This window comes from Pseudomonas sp. 13B_3.2_Bac1 (assembly GCF_025466205.1).
GTDB classification, from domain to species: Bacteria; Pseudomonadota; Gammaproteobacteria; order Pseudomonadales; family Pseudomonadaceae; genus Aquipseudomonas; species Aquipseudomonas fluorescens_H.
This window is the reverse complement of sequence record NZ_JANLOG010000099.1, coordinates 1-13,740: the sequence shown is the minus strand read 5'-3', so window position 1 is coordinate 13,740 and position 13,740 is coordinate 1. Positions and strand designations below refer to the sequence as shown.

Sequence of the window (13,740 nt, the reverse complement as noted above, 5' to 3'; positions counted from 1 at the left end):
GACTCAGGTGTTGCGTCGGTCGATGAAACTCAACGTGCGATACAGCGCCTCGATCCGCGGCAATTCGAACCCCACGGCTTTGGCCGCAGCCAGTGGCCGGGCATAAATCGCCACCAGTTCCAGCGGCCGCTTGTGCAGGAAATCGTGGTACATGCTCGGCCAGTAGTCGGGCATTTTTTCGGTCATCATGAACAGGTACTCGGCGTAACCGGGCGGCATGTCGTGACCACAAGCCTTGGCGCCCTGCACCACTTCGGCCATCAACGCCTGAATCAGCGCGCGACTGTCCGCGTCGGCCATCAGCGGCGTGGTGCCGGCACCGAGCAGCACCGAGAGACCGTTATAGGGAATATTCCAGACCAGTTTCTGCCAGCGTGCCTGTTGCAGATTGGGCATCGCCTGCGAATCGATACCGGCTGCGCGGAACAGACTGGCGCCGTCCTCGACCAGCGCCAGGCGCGCCGCGTCGCCTGCCGCCGGGCCACTGTGATAACCAATGTTCACCGCCCCCAGTGCCTGATGGGTGATGTGCCCGGGACCTTCGCGATGCACGCAGATCAGACACAGACCACCGAGCAGATGCAGGGAATCGGGCAGCAACACGCGCAGGCTGTCTTCGACGTCCAGACCGTTTTGCAGCACCAGCACTTTCGCGCCGGGCCTGGCCGCAGCAATGATCGCCGGGGCCAGACCGGCACTGCTGGTGGTCTTGGCGCCGACCAGCAACCAGTCGCAGGCCGGCATGTCCTCGGCCTTGGCATAGGCTTGCACCGGGTTCAGCGTCAGCGTGCCATGCACGGCACTGTCCACCTGCAAACCACGTTCGGCCACTGCGGCGAATTCACTGCGCAGTAAAAAGTGCACATCGAAACCGGCCCGCGCCAGCATTAAACCGTAGAACCCGCCAATTGCACCGGTGCCGATAATCCCGATCACCGGTTTGCTGTCTGCTCCCACCATCTATGGCAACTCCTCTGCAATTCGACCCAGCGCCTGCGCCACTGCTGCGTTCAGCGCATCGGCGGTCAGGCGCGTGTGCAATGCCCCAAAGAACTCGCCGTCGCGCACCACAAACAGCGCTGGCAAATGAAAGACCTGATAGCGCTCCACCAACCCGCCGTTGTTGCCGGCATCGATCCAGCACAGGCGATCCACCGCCAGCTCGAACCCGGGCAAAACCTCTCTGGCATAGCGGCAGCTGGAACAGCCGACACTGGTGAAAATCACCAGCGAAACGCCGCTCATCGCCAGCAACCGCTGGTCAGCGTCGAAATCGGTCAGCTCGGATTCGACCACTATACTGGGGGAAACAATGTCAAATGGCCGACACAGGGAGTCTGTGCTCATGGGACGCTTCATTCCTCATCCGGACGAAGTGCCGGTTGAATTAACCTTGCTCAAGCCCGAGTGTATTTCCAGGCAACAGCTGCACACTATCAGCCTCGGCGGGATCGCTTGCAATTATCACCGCGCGTGGCGCCACGGTACCGCGCTGCAAGTGCGCATGCCGACACTCAATGCCGAGATCTGTTATCCGGGCTATGTCGCGTGGTGCCTGCGGCGCAAAAAGGGCTATCTGGTGGGGATCGCGTTCACCGATGAGCAGACGCTGTTCAGCGCCCGAATGGGCGAACAGGTGTGCCAGATCGAGCGTTATTGCCGCATGAACGAGGCCCACGACGATCTGCAGGATATCCAGGCGCTGGCCCTGCAATGGGTCGAACAACACGCCGACGAGTTCTCCCACGATAGCGTGCGCAAGGCTTTTGCCCAGCCAGTACTGGATTAAAGCGGCGCTTGCCCATTGTCGAGCCGCGTCTGACGCGCTAAGGTTCGGCTCCCCGACGCGCTTAAATCTGCTGTGCTCCGCCGCGCGGGGATCGCTGGCGGCCGGCACCCGTGACCTGACGAGTAAACGATGGCTGATTTACCGATCAACGACCTAAACGTCGCCTCTAACGAGACCCTGATCACTCCCGATCAGCTCAAGCGTGATATCCCTCTGAGCGATGCTGCGCTGCGCACCGTCACCAAGGGCCGCGAAGTCATTCGCAACATTCTTGATGGCACCGACCACCGTCTGTTCGTAGTGATCGGCCCGTGCTCGATCCACGATATCAAGGCTGCCCACGAATACGCCGATCGCCTCAAGGTGCTGGCGGAGGAAGTCTCCGACACTCTGTATCTGGTCATGCGCGTGTATTTCGAGAAGCCACGGACCACCGTCGGCTGGAAAGGCCTGATCAACGATCCGTACCTGGATGACTCGTTCAAGATTCAGGACGGCCTGCACATCGGTCGCCAGTTGCTGCTGGACCTGGCCGAGAAAGGCCTGCCAACCGCCACCGAAGCGCTCGACCCGATCTCCCCGCAGTACCTGCAGGATCTGATCAGTTGGTCGGCCATCGGCGCGCGTACCACCGAATCGCAGACCCACCGTGAAATGGCTTCCGGTCTGTCCTCGGCTGTCGGCTTCAAGAACGGCACTGATGGCGGCCTGACCGTGGCGATCAATGCCCTGCAGTCGGTTTCCAGCCCGCACCGCTTCTTGGGGATCAACCAGGAAGGTGGCGTGTCGATCGTCACCACCAAGGGCAACGCCTACGGTCACGTGGTGCTGCGTGGCGGCAACGGCAAGCCGAACTACGACTCGGTCAGCGTCGCCCTGTGCGAGCAGGCGCTGAACAAGGCGAAGATCAAGCCGAACATCATGGTCGATTGCAGCCACGCCAACTCCAACAAGGATCCGGCCCTGCAACCGCTGGTGATGGAGAACGTCGCCAACCAGATCCTCGAAGGCAACCAGTCGATCATCGGCCTGATGGTCGAGAGTCACCTGAACTGGGGCTGCCAGGCGATCCCGAAAGACCTCGCCGACCTGCAATACGGCGTGTCGATCACCGATGCCTGCATCGACTGGTCCGCCACCGAGAACACCCTGCGCAGCATGCACGCCAAGCTCAAGGATGTTCTGCCGAAACGTCAGCGCAGCTGATCAGCGTTTCACAGGCATAAAAAAACGCCGGGCATTGCCCGGCGTTTTTGTGTTTAGGGGGGTTGTCAGATTTTCGCGGCGCGCTTCTGGTGGCGCTCCATGTAACGCTCGACGTAGGAGCACGACGGGATCACCGTGTAGCCCATTTCTTCGGCGTACTGCAGCGCGCTTTCGGTCAGCGCAGCTGCAATGCCTCGACCGCGCAGGGCGTTGGGCACGAAGGTGCGATAGATATCCAGGGTCTGTTTCCCCAGATCCATATAGGTCAGGTAGGCACGATGACCGTCCACATTGGTCTCGAACTGATGACCAGCCTGGTCATGGTGGATGGACAACGCCTCGCTCATCACTACTCCTCGCGGGTCTTGAATTCTGACCCCTACCTTACCGATGTTTTTCCGGCGAAGGAACATCTACGCCACCCCGTGCCTGATGGACACCGAGAAAAACCACACCGATCTCGCGCAACCGAGCACGTGATAAATAGTAGGCACCATTGGCGAAAATGCTCAAGGTGCGCTCGTCATCGTGCTCGTTGACCGGGTGACTCCGATGGACGCAGCGGCGGGCGCGGGGAAGATCTTCCCGAAGCGCTCACCGGAACATTGCCGAATGTCGAGACTTAAGACGCAGCCTCTTCTTTAAAGTCACCTCAAGAGCGACAAAGATATGTGAGGCATCATGCAAAATCGGAACAAAAGTGTAGACGAATTCATCTAGGCAGACTTGGTGCAAGACGCAGAAACAGCACCGGGCCAAGGGAACTTTTTCTCATTAACACGCTCAAGCCGGGGCTTGCAGCTGGATATTTTTTATACAGCCCAGTTAAAAGTTGCTCGAAAAAGAATCAGCGCCTACAATTTTTTTTGCTTCTTGCGTTAGGTCAGTTTACTTACTACAAGTAATGGGTAGTATGTACGCCGGCTATTTCCTCAATCGGAGGAGAAAGCCACTTAATTGAAAGTCCTTGAAGGGGAACACGATGAACAACGTTCTGAAATTCTCTGCTCTGGCTCTGGCCGCAGTTCTGGCTACCGGTTGCAGCAGCGCATCGAAAGAAACCGAAGCACGTCTGACCGCTACTGAAGACGCAGCTGCTCGCTCCCAGGCTCGTGCAGACGAAGCTTACCGTAAAGCTGATGAAGCTCTGGCTGCTGCTCAAAAAGCACAACAGACTGCTGACGAAGCTAACGAGCGTGCTCTGCGCATGCTGGACAAAGCTAGCCGCAAGTAATAATCCCTCGGGATTGTTATCAAGCCGACCCATTTTTTGGGTCGGCTTTTTTATGGCCGGTACTTTTGTCCGGGCAATAAAAAACCCGCCGACGCTTCACGCATCGGCGGGTCTGGATCGAACTTACTGCTGCAGGTCGATCGGTGTGCTCGAAACCATCGGCGCTGCCGCACCCGGCGTACCGATTTCGGTAGGCAAGCCGTCTTCAGCCGCGACTACATCGCGCACCACATCCCAATTCACCCGCACGTTATTGGCAATATCCTCACGCTTGAGCAGCGCATTGATGACCGCCGTGTGCTTGTCGACCACCGACGGGTTGCCCTTGTCATCGATCGGCGTGTGCGCTTCGAGATACACCTTGCCGCCACTGCGACCGAACTTGTACGCGTCGTTGAGAATGCGCACCGAGGTACCGACCGGCACCATTGCAGCCATTTCCAGCACGTTGTTGTTGAACATGCGGAAGCAACCATGGCTGGTGCGCATGCCGATGCCGAACTTCTTGTTCGAACCGTGGATCAGGTAACCCGGCGTGCCGAGACTGAACTTGAACGGGCCCAGCGGGTTGTCAGGACCGGCCGGCACTACGTTCGGCAGCGGATCACCATCAGCAGCGTGTTCGGCCTTGATCGACGCCGGAGGCGTCCAGGTCGGGTTCGGTGTCTTCGCGGTGATGGTGGTATGCGCGATCGGCGACCCCCAACCTTCACGCCCGATCCCCAGCGGGAAGGTGTACACCACGTTCCGGCCTTTCGGGTAGTAGTAGAGGCGGTACTCGGCGAGGTTGATCACGATGCCTTCGCGCGGACCCGGCGGCAGAATGAAGCGGGTCGGCAGGACGATTTCGGTACCGGCGCCCGGCAGCCAGGCGTCGACGCCCGGGTTGGCCGCGACCATTTCCGAATAACCCAGATCGTAGGTGGTGCCCAGGTCAGCGAAGGTATCTTCGTACTTGGCCTTGATCACCTGCACCTGGCCGATGATGTCCTCACCGGGTGGTGGCAGGGGAAACTCCAATGCAGCAACGGGACCGGCCACACACAGGGCGGCAAGTGACAGGCAGCGGGTGACGGCAGGAAAGCGCGGCAACATCCGGAAAATCCTTCGCATGATCAACAAGGGTATAAGAGCGCGATTGTACACCGCACCTCGATAATTCGGGGAGATGCGCCGATGGGCAGCCAGAAGTCTTCATGTAGGAGCTGCCGCAGGCTGCGATCTTTTGATCCTAAAGCTCGAAACGCAACTCTGGCCAGATCGGCGAGGTGCCACGCTTCTGCGACTCAAGGATCGCCCGGCATAACGAACACAGGCGCTGATCCTGGAACACCCGGCGATCCACACTCGACCAGCGCGGTTGTGCCGGCAGCAGACTGCCACACAACGTGCGGTCTGCCGAGCCACCGAGTTCCAGTTGACGGGTCACCAGATGCACCCGCACTTCCTGGCAGGCGAACAGATCCAGCTGTTCGTCAGGCTCGATCAGTTGGTAGGCAAACAGGGACCAGGCAGGACGCGGCATCGGGGGCTCCAAATAAGGGGGCGCCACATTAGCCGAAAGCCTGCCACTAGAAAAGCCTCATAACAGCGGTTTTAGCGTCGGCCAGACATTTTCCAGCAACTTGCCCTGAGCCCCGGCTGCCGGGTGCAGACCATCGGCTTGCATCAGATCGGGATGCCCGCCCACGCCGTCGAGGAAAAACGGCACCAGCGGGATCTTTTTCTCGTCCGCAACTTTGCCATAGACCTCGGCGAAGGCATCGGTGTAACGCTTGCCGTAGTTCGGCGGTAATTGCATGCCCAGCAGCAGCACCTTGGCGCCGCTCTGACGCGAGCTGTCGATCATCGCCGCAAGGTTTTGTTGCAATTGCGTTGGCGGCATTCCGCGCAGGCCATCATTGCCCCCAAGCTCGAGGATCACCAGTGCCGGCTTATGCTCTGCAAGCAGCGCCGGCAGGCGTGCCTGGCCTCCGGCACTGGTGTCGCCGCTGATCGAGGCATTGACCACTTTGTCGTCAAAACCCTCCTGCTTGAGCCGTTGCTCGAGCAGCGATACCCACCCCAGGCGGGTATCCAGTCCGAAACCGGCGCTGATACTATCGCCAACGATCAGGACAGTACCCGCCGCTGCGTTCTGGGCCATGCACATCAAGGCCAGGCCAGCACTCAAAAACCAAACACGCATCGGATTCTCCATGGGCGCAAGCATTCTCACCGCGAAGAACCTCAGCAAAGTGGTTCCCAGCGCGGAAGGTGAACTGACTATCCTGCACGAACTCAGCCTGGAACTGAACAAGGGCGACAGCCTGGCCATCGTCGGCGCGTCCGGTTCCGGCAAATCCACCTTGCTCGGCCTGCTCGCCGGCCTCGACCTGCCAAGCAGCGGCGAAGTCATCCTCGCCGGGCAATCCCTGGGCAACCTCGACGAAGACCAGCGCGCGCGCATCCGTGCCGAACACGTGGGGTTCGTCTTTCAGTCATTCCAGTTGCTCGACAGTCTCAACGCGCTGGAAAACGTCATGCTGCCGCTGGAACTCGATGGCCGCAAAGACGCCCGTGAGCGCGCTACTGAACTGCTGCAACGGGTCGGCCTCGGTCAGCGCCTGACGCACTCGCCGCGCCAGCTCTCCGGTGGCGAGCAACAGCGCGTGGCGATTGCCCGGGCCTTCGCTGCCGAGCCGGACGTGCTGTTCGCCGACGAACCTACCGGCAACCTCGACAGCCACACCGGCGAGCGCATCAGCGATTTGCTCTTTGAATTGAACAAGGAGCGCGGCACCACCCTGGTGCTGGTGACCCACGACGAACGCCTGGCCCATCGCTGCCGGCGCCTGATCCGACTTGAAGCCGGGCTGCTGGTCGCCCCTCTGGAGCCTTGATGGCACGTCTGCCGCTGTTGCGTCTATTCAGTCTCGCGCTACGTCAACTCATGCGCGATGCCCGCGCCGGGGAATTGCGAGTGTTGTTTTTCGCGCTGGTGGTGGCGGTCGCGGCGAGTACCGCCATCGGCTACTTCGGCGCCCGCCTCAACGGCGCAATGATGCTGCGCGCCACCGAGTTCCTTGGCGCCGACCTGGTGCTTGAGGGCAGCTCGCCGGCCCGCGACGAACAGATCCGCAGCGGCACCGAGCTGCGCTTGAATCATGCGCAGGTGGTGGAATTTTCCAGCGTAATCGCCACTGACAACGGCATTCAGTTATCGAGCATCAAAGCCGTCGACCGCGCCTACCCACTGCGCGGCGAACTGAAAAGCGCCCCGGCCCCGTTTGCCGTTGAAACAGCTGGCGGTGAACCGCAACCCGGTGAAGCCTGGGTCGAAGCACGTCTGCTGACCGCCCTTGATCTGAAGATCGGCGACAGCATCGACGTCGGCATGAAAACCCTGAAGCTGACCCGCGTGCTGACCTACGAACCGGATCGCGCCGGCAACTTCTACAGCCTCACGCCTCGGGTGATGATCAACCTCGATGACCTCGCGGCCACCGGCGTGGTGCAGCCCGGTAGCCGCGTGAGCTACCGCGAGTTGTGGCGCGGTGAGCCGCAGGCGCTGGAGACCTACCGGCAATTGATCAAGCCGGGGTTGGCGGCCAACCAGCGAATCGAAGATGCGCGCGACGGCAATCGGCAGATTGGCGGTGCACTGGGCAAGGCCGAGCGTTATCTGAACATGGCCAGTCTGGTCGCGGTGTTGCTCGCCGGCGTTGCAGTCGCGTTATCGGCCAACCGCTTCGCCAGCCGCCGCTTCGATGCCAGTGCGCTGTTGCGCTGCCTCGGGCTATCGCGCCGGGAAACGATGGCGCTGTTCAGTATTCAGCTGACCGTGCTCGGCCTGTTCGCCGCCCTCAGTGGTGCCGTGCTCGGCTGGCTGGCGCAACTGGGGCTGTTCGCTCTGTTGCATGATCTGCTACCCGCCGATGTGCCACCGGGCGGCCTGTTTCCGGCGCTCGCCGGGATCGGCACCGGGCTGGTGGCACTGGCCGGTTTCGCCCTGCCGCCGCTTGCCGCGCTGGGCCGGGTGCCACCGCTACGCGTATTGCGTCGCGACATGCTGCCGATTCCGTCGAGCACCTGGATGGTTTATGGCGCAGCGCTGGGTGCGCTGGGCCTGATCATGTGGCGCCTGAGTCTGGATCTGTTGCTGACTTTCGCCCTGCTGGGCGGTGGTGTGGTCGCTGCGCTGCTATTGGGAGGCTTGCTGCTGTTGTTGCTCAACAGCCTGCGGCGGATGCTCGCCCGTGCGCCTCTGCCGTGGCGCCTCGGTCTGGGTCAGTTGCTGCGTCATCCGCTGGCGGCGGCCGGGCAAGCGCTGGCGTTCGGGTTGATCCTGCTGTCGATGGCGCTGATCGCTCTGCTGCGCGGTGAATTGCTCGACACCTGGCAAAACCAGTTGCCGAAAAACGCCCCCAACTACTTCGCCCTGAACATCCTGCCGGCGGACAAACAGGCCTTCACCGATCATTTGATCAAGGTGTCCGCACAAGCGGCGCCGCTGTATCCAGTGGTGCCGGGACGGCTGATCAGCATCAACGGCGAACCGGTGCAGCAGATCGTCAGCAAGGATTCGGCCGGTGATCGCGCGGTGCAGCGTGACTTGAGCCTGACCTGGGCGGCTGACCTTCCGGCCGGCAACAAGCTCACCGCCGGTACCTGGTGGACCGGGCAACCCTCGGATGACGTGCCGGGCGTTTCAGTTGAAGGCAAAGTCGCGGAAAGCCTCAAGCTCAAACTCGGCGATCACATGGTGTTCAGCGTGGGCGGGGTCAATCGTGAAGCGAGAGTCACCAGCCTGCGCGAGATCAACTGGGACAACTTCCAGCCGAACTTCTTCATGATCTTCCAGCCCGGCACCCTGAAGGATCTGCCGGCAACCTACCTGACCAGTTTTTATCTGGCACCCGGTCACGATCAGCAGATTGTCGAGCTGTCACGGGCATTTCCGGCGGTGACCATCCTTCAGGTCGAAGCCCTGCTGGAACAACTGCGCAGCATCCTCGCCCAGGTCACCCTGGCGGTGGAATACGTGTTGTTGTTTGTGTTGGCGGCGGGGATGGCCGTGCTGTTCTCCGGCTTGCAGGCAACCCTGGATGAACGCATTCGCCAAGGCGCGCTGTTACGTGCGCTGGGGGCGCAACGGCAGTTGCTGGTCAAGGCCCGGCGCATCGAGTTCGGCTTGCTCGGGGCGGTCAGCGGTTTGCTGGCAGCCATTGGTTCGGAGGTAGTGAGCCTGGTGCTGTATCGCTATGCGTTCGATCTGCCGTGGCATCCACATCCATGGTTGCTGGTGCTGCCATTGATCGGCGCCGTACTGATTGGTGGTGCGGGTGTATTCGGCACACGCCGGGCGTTGAATGCGAGTCCGCTGACAGTCCTGCGCGAGGGTTGATAGACTCCTGTCTTCGTCACCACAAGAAGCTGCCATGAGCCGTTATCGCCCTCCCCGCACCGCCGGCACCGCGCTGATCACCCCTGAAGGTGAAGCGCGGATGCGCGCCGAATTCCATGAGCTGTGGCATGTGCGCCGCCCGCAGGTGACGCAAGCGGTCAGCGAGGCAGCGGCGCAGGGTGATCGCTCGGAAAACGCCGAGTACACCTATGGCAAGAAAATGCTGCGCGAGATCGACAGCCGCGTGCGTTTTCTTACCAAGCGGCTCGAAGCATTGAAGGTCGTCAGCGAAAAACCCAGCGATCCGAACAAGGTCTACTTCGGCGCCTGGGTGACCATCGAGGACGAAGACGGCAAGCAGTCGCGCTACCGTATCGTCGGCCCGGATGAGCTGGATCTGAAACTCGGTCTGATCAGCATCGACTCGCCGCTGGCCCGCGCCTTGATCGGCAAGGCGCTGGACGCCGAAGTCCGGGTACAGACGCCAACCGGTGAGCAGTTTGTCTATATCGTGGCGATCGACTATCCCTGAGCGTTTCAGCGGCGGGTGATCAAACCCTGCCGCGCGACGCGAACCAGTTGCTTGATCATTTCCGGGGCATCTTCCTGGGTCGGTGCCTGAATCACTGCCAGATCAAAACTGTCACTGGCAAACCGCGCCAGCGACTCGCCGTCTTCAACGAACTGGATCAGGAACGCGGCAGGACCGCCGCTGCGACGTGGCCAGCCATCGAGATAACGCAACAGCGTCGGCTGGTGTTTGCCGCCAAGCAGGATTTTTGGGTTGCGCTGGGTGATATGAGCCGTGATCGGCGCGGGACGTGCTGGAGGGCGTAGTGCATTCATCGTGTCGTGTCTCTGCCTCAAAAGTCTGCATGGCAGGTGAGAGGCAACACCGAACCAGCGCTTTAGCGGTATTTCGAAGCCCTGTTCCGGCTTCTGACGGCAACTGTAGAAGTCACCTGGCGCCCCGCAAGTAGCTGTTTAAATCGGCGCATGAGCAACATCCTAGAGAACGTGACCGATGAGTGTCAAGAATCGGCCGCAACAAAAAAGGCCCGCACAATGCGGGCCTTTTGCTTGAGCCAGAGCGCTCAACCGGCGATGGCGCGATCCACCGACAGTTTGCCGGCGCCTTCGATCATCACCGCAAGACTGCCACCCAGCAGCGCCAGAGCAAATTCGTAACCGTTGTTGGCCATGAACAGACCGTTGCTGATGTGAACGGTGAAGATCGCCACCAGCGACAGGAAGGTCAGACCCAAGGCTGCCGGACGCACCAGCAGGCCGATGATCAGCGCCAGACCGGCAAAGAACTCGGTACCGCCGGCCAGTGTGGCCATCAGGTAACCCGGGTGCAGACCGAGGCTGTCCATGTACTGCGCAGTCCCCGCCAGACCGTAACCACCAAACAGACCAAACAGCTTTTGCGAACCGTGAGCGGCGAAGATCACGCCAACAGCGATACGCAGAATGGTCAGGCCGTAACCGGCGCGGGTGAACAGTACCTTGTTGATCAGAGAGCTCATGTGGGTCATTCCTTTTGGAGAAGTGTGTGTGGGTTGGCCGCCATATTAATCAGTTAATTTCATGTTAAAAGCGGAAATATTCCACCATACCAATCGATTTATTTGATTATTTGCGTGAGGCTACTTTCTGTCCCCGGGGCTCCAACGACTCCCGCTCCCGGTCGAACGCCAGGTAATACTTGTTCACGCTATTAACATAGCTGACCGGCCCCATGCCCACCTGCTCCATGGCGATGCGCTCGACCTGAAAGAACCACTGGTTCGGATTCAGCCCGCGCCGCCGCGCCTCGGCGCGCATGCCTTGCACACGCTCCGGGCCAATGTTGTAGGCCGCCAGGGTGAACGCCATGCGCTCACGCTCATTGAGTTTCGGACTGTTGAAAAACTTGCGACGGATCATCGCCAGGTACTTGGCCCCGGCCTGCACATTCGCATCAAGATTCTGGATGTTGTTCACCCCGACCCGCTGCGCGGCGGACGGGGTGATCTGCATCAGCCCGGTCGGCCCACTGCCGCTGCGGGCGCTGGGTTGCAGGGCCGATTCCTTGAAGGCCAGCGCCGCCAGATTCAGCCAGTCCATGCTTTGCGCGTCGGCGTGTTTTTGCAGGGTCGGGCGCAGTTTTTCCAGACGCTGACGATCAGCCTTGGCCAACGGATAGTGCACTTGGTAAAGGCGCCGATAGATCCGCAGAAACTCGGCGTCCTCGTTCGCCGGTTTCTTGTAGCCGACCAGGAAGCGATCAATGCTTGCCCGCAGCATCGAGGCATCACGGCGCACAAACCAGTATTCCTCACCCGGCTCGCTGATCATCAATTGCCGATCGAAACGCAGCTTGGGCAGGATCTTGCCCCAGCGTTCGGCGATCGGTTGCTCGACGATGGTCAGATGAAAAATCCCGCCCTGCACCATCTCCAGCACGTCCTCGACCGCCAGAGTCGGATCGACCCATTCGATCTTGATCGGTGCCAGTTTGCGCAGCGCCAGTTTCTGATTGAGCTGACTGACCGCCTCCCCCGCCGCACTGCCGGTCGGCAAGGCCAGGGTCTTGCCGGAAAGCTGCTCGACCTTGGTGTAGCGACGCTCGCCCTTGATGCCGACCAGCACCAGCGGCACGTTGCTGGCGATCGGCTCGCTGCTGGCCACCGCGTGGCCGGGTTGCAGATCGAGCAACTCGCCGGGCGCGACCAGATCACCTTCGCCGCGCTGCAACGCGCCGAGCAGTTGATCCTTGGCTTTGGGAATGATCTTGAGGGTGACTTCCTGGCCGTCGCGGGCGTGGCCATTGAGGTATTGCTCGAAGGCGCGCAGGCGATGGTATTCGACACCGATGGCCTGGCCCTGGACTTCACCGGAGCTGTTGCGGCTCTGGTTGACCAGCACGCGCAACACGCGACTGCTGCGTATCTCCGACAAGTCGCGGACCTTGGCGGCCGGCACGGCTTGCAGTGGCCCGGGCAAGCGCGCAACCGCCGTTATCGGCAGCAGCAGCGACGCACACAACAGGAGCAAAACCGAGGGACGATGCATCCACTCTCCGGAAAGAATACGGGGGCGTTTTCTAACCGCTGAACGGTCGAAATCGCCGACGAAAACAGAGCGCCTGGAGCGCTGACAAAGTGCAAGAGACTGGCACGAGGATGGCATTTGCGCCAACCCGAGCAGTCTCGCGGCATCAAAAGACAGCTATAACTCGTTGTAGTTCTTGGCTTTTCTTATGAATCTACAGCTCTGGTATGCTTTCCGGCCTTCGGCCCGAGGTAGCAACCATGCAACTCATCGATATCGGCGTCAACCTGACCAACCCAAGTTTCGCCGAAAAACATCAGGCCGTGCTCGACCGCGCCTACGCTGCCGGGGTCTGCCAACTGGTGCTGACCGGCACCAGCGTCGAGGGCAGCGAACAGGCGCTGGAGCTGTGCCAGCAACTGGATCAAAGCGGCCAACGACTGTTCGCCACCGCCGGCATTCACCCGCATTCGGCCAGTGACTGGAACGCTGACAGCGCACGCCGTTTGCGCAGTCTGCTGCAAGAAGCAAACGTGGTCGCCGTGGGCGAATGCGGGCTGGATTTCAACCGGGATTTCTCGCCGCGCCCGCAGCAGGAAAAAGTCCTCGAAGAACATCTGGCGCTGGCCGCAGAACTGCAGTTGCCGGTGTTCCTGCACGAGCGTGACGCCAGTCAGCGTCTGCTGGAAATCCTCAGGGACTTCCGCGATCAATTGCCCGCCGCCGTGGTGCACTGCTTTACCGGCGAGCAAAAAGCCTTGTTCAGTTACCTGGATCTGGACCTGCACATCGGCATCACCGGCTGGATCTGCGACGAGCGCCGGGGCACGCACCTGCATCCGCTGGTCAAGGAGATCAAGCGCGGACGGCTGATGCTCGAAAGCGACGCGCCGTACCTGCTGCCCCGCACCTTGCGCCCAAAGCCGAAAAACGGCCGCAATGAGCCAGCGTATCTGCCCGAAGTGCTGCGCGAAGTGGCGCTGCATCGGGGCGAGACCGAGGAAGATCTGGCAGCACATACCACAGCGTGTGCACGCGCATTCTTCAACCTGCCCACCCTGCCCTGACACACCACTAATCCCATTGTGG

At 60.8% G+C, this 13,740-nt stretch carries 16 protein-coding genes; 7 read left to right on the top strand and 9 right to left on the bottom strand.

Going from position 1 to position 13,740, the window contains the following annotated elements:
* Positions 1-3 precede the first annotated feature (3 nt).
* Together NTD85_RS15775 and NTD85_RS15770 are read right to left on the bottom strand one after the other, a co-directional pair.
* Positions 4-960 carry a putative 2-dehydropantoate 2-reductase gene (locus NTD85_RS15775; protein WP_262142625.1) on the bottom strand — a complete coding sequence of 319 codons (957 nt, stop codon included), beginning with the start codon at positions 958-960 and terminating at the stop codon, positions 4-6.
* Complete coding sequence (locus tag NTD85_RS15770) at positions 961-1,347, bottom strand: thioredoxin family protein (protein ID WP_051018104.1); 387 nt, start codon at positions 1,345-1,347, stop codon at positions 961-963.
* Between NTD85_RS15770 and NTD85_RS15765 the strand changes: the two genes are divergently transcribed.
* Both NTD85_RS15765 and NTD85_RS15760 read left to right on the top strand, forming a co-directional pair.
* Positions 1,346-1,789 carry a PilZ domain-containing protein gene (locus NTD85_RS15765; protein WP_003226800.1) on the top strand — a complete coding sequence of 148 codons (444 nt, stop codon included), beginning with the start codon at positions 1,346-1,348 and terminating at the stop codon, positions 1,787-1,789. The two genes, NTD85_RS15770 and NTD85_RS15765, sit on opposite strands and share 2 nt — an antisense overlap.
* Before the next feature lie 129 nt (positions 1,790-1,918).
* Positions 1,919-2,995, top strand: a complete 1,077-nt coding sequence (locus NTD85_RS15760) for a 3-deoxy-7-phosphoheptulonate synthase (RefSeq protein ID WP_003226802.1) — start codon at positions 1,919-1,921, stop codon at positions 2,993-2,995.
* Between the two features lie 65 nt (positions 2,996-3,060).
* Here NTD85_RS15760 and NTD85_RS15755 read toward each other — a convergent pair whose 3' ends face one another.
* Positions 3,061-3,342, bottom strand: coding sequence for a GNAT family N-acetyltransferase (locus NTD85_RS15755; protein ID WP_025113131.1), 282 nt, complete (start codon positions 3,340-3,342; stop codon positions 3,061-3,063).
* Between the two features lie 635 nt (positions 3,343-3,977).
* Between NTD85_RS15755 and oprI the strand changes: the two genes are divergently transcribed.
* The gene (gene oprI / locus NTD85_RS15750; protein ID WP_003199355.1) at positions 3,978-4,229 is read left to right on the top strand and encodes an outer membrane lipoprotei OprI; all 252 of its coding nucleotides are present in this window, start codon (positions 3,978-3,980) and stop codon (positions 4,227-4,229) included.
* A 123-nt stretch (positions 4,230-4,352) separates the two neighbouring features.
* Here oprI and NTD85_RS15745 read toward each other — a convergent pair whose 3' ends face one another.
* From NTD85_RS15745 to NTD85_RS15735, 3 genes are all read right to left on the bottom strand, one after another.
* Entirely contained in the window at positions 4,353-5,324 is a 972-nt protein-coding gene (locus NTD85_RS15745) for a L,D-transpeptidase family protein (RefSeq protein WP_262142622.1), read from the bottom strand.
* A 136-nt stretch (positions 5,325-5,460) separates the two neighbouring features.
* Positions 5,461-5,754 (bottom strand): hypothetical protein, encoded by a 294-nt coding sequence (locus NTD85_RS15740; protein WP_003226812.1) that lies wholly within the window; start codon positions 5,752-5,754, stop codon positions 5,461-5,463.
* 57 nt (positions 5,755-5,811) lie between these two features.
* Positions 5,812-6,417 (bottom strand): arylesterase, encoded by a 606-nt coding sequence (locus NTD85_RS15735; RefSeq protein ID WP_262142621.1) that lies wholly within the window; start codon positions 6,415-6,417, stop codon positions 5,812-5,814.
* A gap of 10 nt (positions 6,418-6,427) precedes the next feature.
* On the opposite strand from NTD85_RS15735, the gene NTD85_RS15730 reads away from it, so the two are divergent.
* The 3 genes from NTD85_RS15730 to greB are packed head-to-tail and all read left to right on the top strand — an operon-like array spanning position 6,428 to position 10,147.
* The gene (locus NTD85_RS15730) at positions 6,428-7,111 is read left to right on the top strand and encodes an ABC transporter ATP-binding protein (RefSeq protein WP_103483839.1); all 684 of its coding nucleotides are present in this window, start codon (positions 6,428-6,430) and stop codon (positions 7,109-7,111) included.
* Positions 7,111-9,615: an ABC transporter permease gene (locus NTD85_RS15725; RefSeq protein ID WP_262142620.1), complete on the top strand. Its 2,505-nt coding sequence runs from the start codon at positions 7,111-7,113 to the stop codon at positions 9,613-9,615. Before NTD85_RS15730 ends, NTD85_RS15725 begins: the two co-directional genes overlap by 1 nt.
* 34 nt (positions 9,616-9,649) lie before the next feature.
* Positions 9,650-10,147: a transcription elongation factor GreB gene (greB, locus tag NTD85_RS15720; RefSeq protein ID WP_007964774.1), complete on the top strand. Its 498-nt coding sequence runs from the start codon at positions 9,650-9,652 to the stop codon at positions 10,145-10,147.
* Positions 10,148-10,152: 5 nt separating this feature from the next.
* Here the strand turns inward: greB and NTD85_RS15715 are convergent, their stop codons facing one another.
* The 3 genes from NTD85_RS15715 to NTD85_RS15705 all read right to left on the bottom strand — a co-directional run bounded on the left by NTD85_RS15715 (position 10,153) and on the right by NTD85_RS15705 (position 12,672).
* On the bottom strand, positions 10,153-10,461 hold the full coding sequence (locus NTD85_RS15715) for a hypothetical protein (RefSeq protein ID WP_103483841.1): 309 nt from the start codon (positions 10,459-10,461) through the stop codon (positions 10,153-10,155).
* 248 nt (positions 10,462-10,709) lie between these two features.
* On the bottom strand, positions 10,710-11,144 hold the full coding sequence (locus NTD85_RS15710) for a DoxX family protein (protein WP_003226822.1): 435 nt from the start codon (positions 11,142-11,144) through the stop codon (positions 10,710-10,712).
* A gap of 106 nt (positions 11,145-11,250) precedes the next feature.
* Entirely contained in the window at positions 11,251-12,672 is a 1,422-nt protein-coding gene (locus tag NTD85_RS15705; protein ID WP_262142619.1) for a transglycosylase SLT domain-containing protein, read from the bottom strand.
* A 239-nt stretch (positions 12,673-12,911) separates the two neighbouring features.
* Here NTD85_RS15705 and NTD85_RS15700 point away from each other — a divergent pair, with 239 nt between their 5' ends.
* A complete protein-coding gene (locus NTD85_RS15700) occupies positions 12,912-13,718 on the top strand; it encodes a TatD family hydrolase (RefSeq protein WP_262142618.1) in 807 nt (268 codons plus the stop codon).
* The last annotated feature ends 22 nt before the right edge of the window (positions 13,719-13,740 follow it).

Bases quoted from the DNA above. Each gene is read 5' to 3' on its own strand.
- NTD85_RS15775 (WP_262142625.1), bottom strand. From the start codon at position 960: ATGGTGGGAGCAGACAGCAAACCGGTGATCGGGATTATCGGCACCGGT.
- NTD85_RS15765 (WP_003226800.1), top strand. From the start codon at position 1,346: ATGGGACGCTTCATTCCTCATCCGGACGAAGTGCCGGTTGAATTAACC.
- NTD85_RS15770 (WP_051018104.1), bottom strand. From the start codon at position 1,347: ATGAGCACAGACTCCCTGTGTCGGCCATTTGACATTGTTTCCCCCAGT.
- NTD85_RS15760 (WP_003226802.1), top strand. From the start codon at position 1,919: ATGGCTGATTTACCGATCAACGACCTAAACGTCGCCTCTAACGAGACC.
- NTD85_RS15755 (WP_025113131.1), bottom strand. From the start codon at position 3,342: ATGAGCGAGGCGTTGTCCATCCACCATGACCAGGCTGGTCATCAGTTC.
- oprI (WP_003199355.1), top strand. From the start codon at position 3,978: ATGAACAACGTTCTGAAATTCTCTGCTCTGGCTCTGGCCGCAGTTCTG.
- NTD85_RS15745 (WP_262142622.1), bottom strand. From the start codon at position 5,324: ATGTTGCCGCGCTTTCCTGCCGTCACCCGCTGCCTGTCACTTGCCGCC.
- NTD85_RS15740 (WP_003226812.1), bottom strand. From the start codon at position 5,754: ATGCCGCGTCCTGCCTGGTCCCTGTTTGCCTACCAACTGATCGAGCCT.
- NTD85_RS15735 (WP_262142621.1), bottom strand. From the start codon at position 6,417: ATGCGTGTTTGGTTTTTGAGTGCTGGCCTGGCCTTGATGTGCATGGCC.
- NTD85_RS15730 (WP_103483839.1), top strand. From the start codon at position 6,428: ATGGGCGCAAGCATTCTCACCGCGAAGAACCTCAGCAAAGTGGTTCCC.
- NTD85_RS15725 (WP_262142620.1), top strand. From the start codon at position 7,111: ATGGCACGTCTGCCGCTGTTGCGTCTATTCAGTCTCGCGCTACGTCAA.
- greB (WP_007964774.1), top strand. From the start codon at position 9,650: ATGAGCCGTTATCGCCCTCCCCGCACCGCCGGCACCGCGCTGATCACC.
- NTD85_RS15715 (WP_103483841.1), bottom strand. From the start codon at position 10,461: ATGAATGCACTACGCCCTCCAGCACGTCCCGCGCCGATCACGGCTCAT.
- NTD85_RS15710 (WP_003226822.1), bottom strand. From the start codon at position 11,144: ATGAGCTCTCTGATCAACAAGGTACTGTTCACCCGCGCCGGTTACGGC.
- NTD85_RS15705 (WP_262142619.1), bottom strand. From the start codon at position 12,672: ATGCATCGTCCCTCGGTTTTGCTCCTGTTGTGTGCGTCGCTGCTGCTG.
- NTD85_RS15700 (WP_262142618.1), top strand. From the start codon at position 12,912: ATGCAACTCATCGATATCGGCGTCAACCTGACCAACCCAAGTTTCGCC.